The sequence below is a fragment of the Clostridium acidisoli DSM 12555 genome, from assembly GCF_900176305.1.
GTDB classification, from domain to species: Bacteria; Bacillota; Clostridia; order Clostridiales; family Clostridiaceae; genus Clostridium_I; species Clostridium_I acidisoli.
This window is the reverse complement of sequence record NZ_FWXH01000048.1, coordinates 1-8121: the sequence shown is the minus strand read 5'-3', so window position 1 is coordinate 8121 and position 8121 is coordinate 1. Positions and strand designations below refer to the sequence as shown.

9 protein-coding genes and 1 pseudogene are annotated in these 8121 nt (G+C 31.4%); all 10 read right to left on the bottom strand.

Annotated elements, in window-relative coordinates:
* Positions 1-469: 469 nt before the first annotated feature.
* On the bottom strand, positions 470-616 hold the full coding sequence (locus tag B8978_RS20010) for a hypothetical protein (protein ID WP_176212764.1): 147 nt from the start codon (positions 614-616) through the stop codon (positions 470-472).
* 99 nt (positions 617-715) lie between these two features.
* Positions 716-1249, bottom strand: a complete 534-nt coding sequence (locus B8978_RS19160; protein WP_084117881.1) for a DUF2247 family protein — start codon at positions 1247-1249, stop codon at positions 716-718.
* A gap of 13 nt (positions 1250-1262) precedes the next feature.
* The gene (locus B8978_RS19155) at positions 1263-1676 is read right to left on the bottom strand and encodes a hypothetical protein (protein ID WP_139796103.1); all 414 of its coding nucleotides are present in this window, start codon (positions 1674-1676) and stop codon (positions 1263-1265) included.
* 363 nt (positions 1677-2039) lie between these two features.
* A complete protein-coding gene (locus B8978_RS19150; protein WP_084117879.1) occupies positions 2040-3272 on the bottom strand; it encodes an IS110 family RNA-guided transposase in 1233 nt (410 codons plus the stop codon).
* Positions 3273-4214: 942 nt separating this feature from the next.
* A complete protein-coding gene (locus B8978_RS20005) occupies positions 4215-4361 on the bottom strand; it encodes a hypothetical protein (protein ID WP_176212763.1) in 147 nt (48 codons plus the stop codon).
* Positions 4362-4390: 29 nt separating this feature from the next.
* Positions 4391-4750 carry a hypothetical protein gene (locus B8978_RS19145; protein ID WP_084117878.1) on the bottom strand — a complete coding sequence of 120 codons (360 nt, stop codon included), beginning with the start codon at positions 4748-4750 and terminating at the stop codon, positions 4391-4393.
* Between the two features lie 28 nt (positions 4751-4778).
* On the bottom strand, positions 4779-5168 hold the full coding sequence (locus B8978_RS19140; protein WP_084117877.1) for a hypothetical protein: 390 nt from the start codon (positions 5166-5168) through the stop codon (positions 4779-4781).
* Positions 5169-5183: 15 nt separating this feature from the next.
* A complete protein-coding gene (locus B8978_RS19135) occupies positions 5184-6062 on the bottom strand; it encodes a tyrosine-type recombinase/integrase (protein ID WP_084117876.1) in 879 nt (292 codons plus the stop codon).
* Positions 6063-6844: 782 nt separating this feature from the next.
* Positions 6845-7171 (bottom strand): DUF7957 family protein, encoded by a 327-nt coding sequence (locus tag B8978_RS19130; RefSeq protein WP_084117875.1) that lies wholly within the window; start codon positions 7169-7171, stop codon positions 6845-6847.
* Positions 7172-7191: 20 nt separating this feature from the next.
* Positions 7192-8121: pseudogene (locus tag B8978_RS20000) on the bottom strand (hypothetical protein); the annotation flags it as partial.

Below are 8121 nucleotides of genomic sequence, written 5' to 3'. Positions count from 1 at the left end.
TGATCCGTTGCCATTTTTATTCTTGAGGAGTTTTTATCTACTTGCAGTTTTGTTATTACTGCATTTATTCTCCTATTTAATTCTGTGCTTTTATCTCTTGCTCTTTTTAAGCATAGTAAAAAGACTAACAAAGGAAATCATTATCCAATGTTAGTCTTGATTTTTTTATTTTTAGGTTGTATCTAGGTCACAAATTGGGTACATTTAGGTCATAGCAAACCGTTGATACTACTAAGTTGGGTCGCAAGGGCGTAGTTGTAACCAACTTTATTTTAGTATTTTGTACTTTTTTCTATAGCTGAACTACCTTAAAACTTAGACCTATACGACCAAATTATTGATTTTACTAGATTTCCTACGACCAAAGTATGCCCAAACTATGTCCTATTGTATCCAAGTTAGACCTTAGAAAGAAAAACTCCAACAAACACCTTTATAGAATCTATTGGAATTTTCCTATTTGCTTGAATTAGCCATCAAAAGAAGCTTTTACAGTATGCCCTATGTTTCTATAGTAACTGGCATTGAAACCTCTTTTTGATGGCTCTTTGTTGCTTTTAGAGTATATTTTTCTCTCTGTTAACTGCAAACTTACTACAGAATTAGTATTATGCATTGAATTTTATCATCCCAAAAATCTATCTACTTATTGTTTTTCTTCAACAATATTAATTAATCCTAATTAATTAATATTTTGTAGTTAGCCTAATACAACTTATGAAGTAAGCTTTGCTATAACCTTTTTCTCTTCTTCCAAAAATTTATCAAGCAACATTATCATATGCAAATTATTTTCCTCTATTGAATATTTTGTTGGGTCATAACCATCTTTAGGCGGCATATATGGTATGAATTCTTCCATCTCTACAGGATATCCCACATCAGCATAAATTTCTGATACTTTACTTAATAGTTCTTTATTATTACTAATTGTATTCCTTGCGAATCTAAGCATACAATATCGTAGCTTTCTTAGCTCGTAATTCCAATGAATCGAATTTTTTTCTATTTCTTCAAAGCCTAACTCGATAGGCATTTTTGCTAATAATTCTTCTTTTAAAAATTCACATCCCCCCCAAGCTAGTTCAGTAATAAATTCATTGTCTACATATAATTTATTAGACATTTCTTTTACAGAGTAATCGGATAACACTGAAATATCAATAAAATCTAAATATAAAGCTACATAAAGTGTCTTCCAATCATATTTAATTTTTGCATCTTCTAATTCATTAATTCTAAGTAACATTATACATTCCTCCTTACTTTCCAGGAACTTGATTTGGTTTACCTGTAATCTCCCCTCCTGGAATAAATCTTCTGTGAGTTACTCCTTCTGTAGGGTCTACTATCCACTCAAAAATTCCCTCTTGGTCTACTGTAACTCTCTCTAGCTTATCAAATCCTTGGGTTTTATCATAAATTCTCTTGTATTCATAAGACTTTTGTCCACCTTTTATTTGATAAAGTTCTCTTTGTACGTCGTCTCCTCCGACAAGGTCAAATTTTTGAGCATCCTTTGCATAATTATCTATTATATCATTAAATCCATGTTGCCCATCATATGGTTTTAATGCACTACCAGTTCTGGTATTATCTAATACAGGATGACTAATTGTTTCAGCTTTACTTCCCCCCTTGGGGCTAACCCTGTATCTCCATTTTATACTGTACAAACCCTTATGTATCAATAGTTTCTACAGTTTCTTATGTCAATCTTAAATTAGGTGGTTTTGGTGGTATCCCAATTGATATTTTAGAGAAATTTTTATTTAGTTTTCATTGAATACTTATTGAATATTTTTTTACTTAGGCAACCACCCTAGCCACCCTTTTTATTCATTTGTCACTCTATCTATTATTACATTTTTGGGGGCATAGGGGGAAGAGGTGGAGTGGCTTCACAAAACTTTTTTTCTACAGAGATTTCACTTTGTTTTCTACAGAAAAATTTTTTATTTTCTTTACCCCCTTCGCCCCCTTTTCCCCCAATTTTTCACTAGGAGAAACAGTTTTATTCATCTATTACCATTATTTTATCATACTGCTTCCTTTAGTGAAATAACTGGCATTATATATTTACTTTTATTTTTCATCATTCCAAAAATGATATTTACAAGCCTTCTCATTACACAAACCAATGATTGTATTTTTGTTTTTCCTTCTGAAATCTTCCTTTTGTAGTATTCCAAAAATACTGGATTCCTTGGAAGGTTATTTCCCTTTGCTACTTGTATTTGCTGTACTGCTAGAAAATAGAATACTGCGTATAGTTCCCTGTTTCCCTGCTTACTTTTCTTATCCTTGCCTTTTCCTGCTGAACTGAAATTTACTGGTGCTATGCCTGCAAATCTTGCTAGTTTATCAGCACTTCTAAATCTCTTTATATCTCCAATACCTGCAACTAATGCAATAGCTGTTACAGTATCAATCCCTGGGATTGTTTCGAGCTTATAGTTTAGTAGTTTAAGCAAGTTTTTCATTTCTTTTTCAACTACTTTTATTTCTTCTGCTTTAAACCTTATATCTCTTACAATACTTTGAACTATGAAATCCCTTGATTCCTGATATTCTCTAATAGTATCTCCATCAGCTTTTACAATATCTAGTATTTCTTTAGCTTTCTTAGTTGAACAGCTATTATGGCTCGGTTTCCTAAGAACCTTCGCCAACTCTTCATCTGCTACTCCTTTTAGATGATGCGGTGAAGGGTATTTCTCCCAAAATACTAATGCTGTTTTACAGTTTACATCATTGAAAAATTTCTTATAGCTTGGATAATGATAGCATAGCTGACCATGAAGCTGATTAGTTAACGTTGTTAGTGCCTTTACTATAGCATCCCTTCTATTTACCATCATTTTTATAGTCCAGTACAAATCCTGCGGATTAGCATCTGGCAGTTTATCCAATATTCTTAGAAGTGCAGAAGCAACACAATAGGCATCCCAATCATCACTCTTTTTAGTGGTTGGGTAACTCATTCTCTCCGAGTAGGAAAGAGCTGAATTTACTTCCTTTACTACTTGTCCTTTATCTAGCAGAAATACAGCCAATGACCTACCATAGCCATGTACATCTTCTAGTCCAAATACTGGTGTTAGATTACCTGCCATTTTGTTAACCTTATTCAGTAGCTTTGTGAAATCAGAAGGCTTATTTTCAATTACAATAGTATCTAATTTTTCATTCCAACAATCAATTATTACAGCAGTATGAGTTTCTTTGTGTAGGTCAAGACCAACGTAGACATGATTTTGCTTATAGTGCATTATTCTTCACTCCTCCATTTATCATAGCAGGAACGCAGGCAACCTCAGTTTGAAGCATTCAGACAATTTAAGTGACACTCCAAATTTTACATTTGGTTAGTGGAACTTACTCAGCGACCGTAGGAAGTCGAGTTTCCTTAAAATAATCTGTGCATGGGGGCAACAGCCAATCCATTTCTACTTGACAATTTGGTGGTAGCTATCAGCCTTAGTTAGTCTTATTCTCCAAACAAAGCCACCCACTCCCGCTATTTTATTAATTATTACAACCTTTGTTATACTAGAGAATAATATATATTTACATTCTCTTTTGTTTCAGATGTAGCTCTCTATCGAAAAATTGGGGGGCTTTCAGGGCGTTTTTCCGCCCTCTTTGCCCTCCAGTTTTCAACTAGAGAGCTAAACTTTCTTTGTAGAAAACATTATACAACCACATCAATATGCTTGTATAATCAACAACTTACCTATTTTCTATTTTTTAGCCTTTTATTAGGGACTAAGCCTGTACGGATTTTTTTCATCCGTTAATACTTAGCCTCTAATAGGTACTTTCAAAGTTACATTTCACCTCAATCTTTCATTTTCTCTTTAATGCTCACTCATAGTTACCTAAATGAAGATTTTTTTAATGACACTAATTTATAACTTATTAATTACAATTTCCCGTATTATTTCGGGAATCTACCACCTACTTTCCCGTACTTCATTTTGAAAATATCTAGTGTTATCCTAGTTATTTTTCTTATCTTCCCGTTTTCCCGTAGAAAATCAAATCTATTTATTAACTACAACATTTATTACTAATACAATATTTAAAATTATTATTTTATTATCTATTAAAAAACTAACGTGAAAACGGGATTTATTATTGAAATACCTTTTATACCAATGCCTTTAGCATTCCCGTTACTCAAAACCCTACGGGAAATTTCACGGGAAATCTTATTTATATTTGTTAGATAAAACACTCCAAAGCTTTTCAAAGGTTACACCACTTTCCTTGGATACCTTTGATACTGCAACATCTGCCGCAATACCTTCCAGTATCATTAGTATTATTCTTGCAATCAGTATTAGTAGTTCCATCATATTTCCCTCCTGTATCATTTCTTTTATTACTAATCAATTACAAATTGACTAATGTACTTATCAAATTCTGCTCCAAAAGAATTAGCGGCACTAAACACTACGATAGAACTATCATCATCCTTTGATATTACTATCTTGTAGTATTCAGTACCGCCTATTTCAATTATAGTTACATACTTAGGAGTTCCTATTTTATTAGGATTATCTGTATTCTCCATTACAAATATTGAGCCATAATTCTGAATGTTATATTTATCCAAAATTTCCTTACCTGTAAAATTAGTTACAATATCCTTGAAATACTGTTCCAATTCATCTATTAGTGGGTTAGGTAGTTTTCTCTGCTCCTTTATAACTTCTATATCTCTCATTGTATTTATTACAATCATTATAAACACCTCCATTTATTCTATTATTTTAATCTTCTATTATGTAATCAGCTATGAAAGCATCAAATTCCTTACCAAATTTCCCTACTGAATAGTACACTGAAAGTCCATTACAATCACCAAATACCCAAATTATTTTTAACATTTCTGCTTCTCCTACAATCACCCTTGTTGCAAACTCTGGCAATACTTTGGGAACATTATTACCCTGCATTAGTCCAAACTTATCTAAGACATCAATAGTATCATCATCTTCTATTACTGCTATTGAACCAACTTCGCTAAGGTTGTATTCTTTCCATGCTTCTCCTACAATACCTTCTGCAATTTCTTGAAAATATGTTAATAGTTCTTCCTTCAATGGTTTAGGAATATTATCTAATTCATTAATTTCATTCAAAGTATTTATTATTATCATTGAAAATTCCTCCTTTTATAACAGGCTTACCGCTTTCATCTTTTCTTCTTTACTGCTATTTATGTAGAATTTAGCAGTAGTTTCAATACTACTATGACCAGCTAATTTACTTACAGTTGTTATTGGAATACCTTTATTTATTAATCTTGTACAGAAGGTATGTCTAAAGGTATGGGGCTTTAGTTTTATTTCAAAATTACCCTTTAAGGTATGTCTTTCAAGAAGTGTATTTACTGCATCTCTTCTAATTGCTCCTCTTTGCCCTAGTATTAAGTATTCAGAAGCTTTATATGGATTATTATTTCTTTCTGAAATATATTCTTGAATGGTGTCCATTACTTCAAACTTTACTGGAACTTCTCTAACCTTACCGCCCTTACCAATGATTTTTATTTGACTTAGTAAGTAATCAATATTTTTTAGCTTAATGTCACAAAGTTCACTAACCCTTACTCCAGTAAAGATTAATAACTGAATTATCATCTTATCTCTAAGACTTACTTTCTTTTGGTTTTGAATGTAAAATTGAATTCTTTCTAGCTGATTATCTGAGTAAACTTCTACCTGCTCTTCCGAACCATATGCTATTTTTATCTTATCTTTTTTTAGGTCAACAACATTTTCTGTCATGTAGCTTTTTTCTATTAGGAAATTATTGAAAGCACCAATACTATTAACTTTCTTATTGATAGTAGCAGGCTCATAGCTGTTATCACTTAGATAATTCTTATAACTGGTTATATAAAACCTTTTTAGTGTCCCATCAAATTCTACTCCCATTTTTCTAAGATACTTGATAAATGCTGAAATATCTCCTACATAGCTTTGTACTGTATTAGCACTCTTTCCATCTTCAATTAAATTATTTTTGAATTCTTCTATTAACATCATCATCGAAAATCATCCTTCCATTATTATTTTTAAGCATAATAAAAAGACTAACAAAGGAAATTATTATCCAATATTAGTCTTTATTTTTTATATTTAGGTTGTATTTAGGTCAAAAACTGGTCACTCTTTGGTCACATCAAACTGTTGGTACATCTAGCTTGGGTCGCAAGGGCGTAGTTTTCAGCTACTTTATTTTATTATTATTATTTCTTTCTATAGCTTATTTTTACTGAAAACTTAGACCTATACGACCAAGTTATTGATTTCACTAGATTTCCTACGTCCAAAGTTCGCCCAAGTTATGACCTTATTGCGTCCAAGTTTAACCTTTAAAAAGAAACTCCAACAGACACAATTTTAGCATCCATTGGAGTATTACTATTAGCTTGAATCAGCCACCAAAAGAAGTTTTTGCTTAAGCTCCTATGTTTTCCATAGCAGTCAGCATTGAAACCTCTTTTTGATGGTTGTTTGTTGCTTTTGAATGTGTTTTTTACTTGGTAACTGACAAACTTACTGCGTAATTTGAATTATGCAGTAAATTATAAGATACTTTTCTGATATAAGTATCAGTATTTGTATATAACAGCGTATTAGTCATTATTTTGCAGTAAGTTTTCATATAATTATGCAGTTGCTTTTATGCAAATGTTATTACTAAATGTAAATTTTCACTTTCATCTATCACCTTATCTATTATTTCCTATTTGATTTTATCATCAATAATCTCATTTATCATAATAACAACTATTCATATAAACAACAGCCACATAACAATATTTAACTTATCTTAGGTAATCTTTCTTTATAAGTTCTTTTTTATAAACATCTATTTCAAATGCAATGCTTAAATCAGAAATTATTCTAATCGCATTTTCTGACACTTTTATAATATCAACATTTCCAGTTGGTTTTTTAATGCATAAAATATCATTAACTTTCCACAATTGATTTCCTTGCAAATCAAAAGCAATAACATTGTTCGGTATTATTTCATTATCATAATACAAAACAACTATTAAATTTTTATACTCAACTACTTTTTTTATACTATATTCTAATTCTATTTCCCTTTGTCCTATTTTTAATGTTTTTTCATTAAACTGTATCATTTTTATCTTCCTTTCTCATGCTATTTTAAATCCTTTATATTCGAAAACCAATCATCTTCTAAAGTTGCGTCCTTTATTGCATATTGAACATCACCACCAAGAGTACCCCAAGTTTCTTGAGGACCTACTATACTGACTTCAAGTGGTGTATCGCTTGGTAACTCAACAGTAACAATCTTGTTTGGCACTTTAGGTAACGCATATTTTTGTGCAATTTCTTCTGATGATAATCCGTTAATATCTTCAGTACGTAAAATAAATCTACTCTTTGGATAATTATACCCATCTAAATACACTCTAGAGTATGAAAAATTTCCTGCATTAACGTTATATACTGTTGTATTTTCAGCTACAGGTGGCAAATCAAATCCTATATCTGCCCAGTCCTTATTAGCTTGTTCTGCTGTTTCAGTATTAATAACTTTATAGCCATCTGTTTCAATTTTATTTCCCAGTTCTTCACTAAGTTTAACATAATCGATAGTTGCCTTAGCTTCTCCTACCCCCTCTAAACTACTCCCACTAACATTTTCTATTTTGCTTATCTTCTCTATATCATTATCTATTACTGATATATTAGGTATTCTTAACCCTGTTCCTGTATCTAGTACTCCTATTGTTATACTCTTTTCTCCTGTTATTAGTTGCTTTACTGTATTCAGACTATTTCCTATCTCTCCTGATGATTCCTTTATTGATGAAAATAGTTTTTCTCCTTCTTCTAATAAACTTCCATCTTGTATTATATTCTTTGCTCCACTTATTATCTCTACTCCACTTCTTAATGCTGACGGTAAACTTACTGCTACTCCTACTATATTTGTTCCTTCATATGCTATTTCTCCTGCACTATTTCCTAGTACATCTTTAAACCCTGTTTCTATTGCATTAAATCCCTCATTACTTCCACTTCTTAAATTATTATATATCTTTGTTCCTTCATCTAGCAA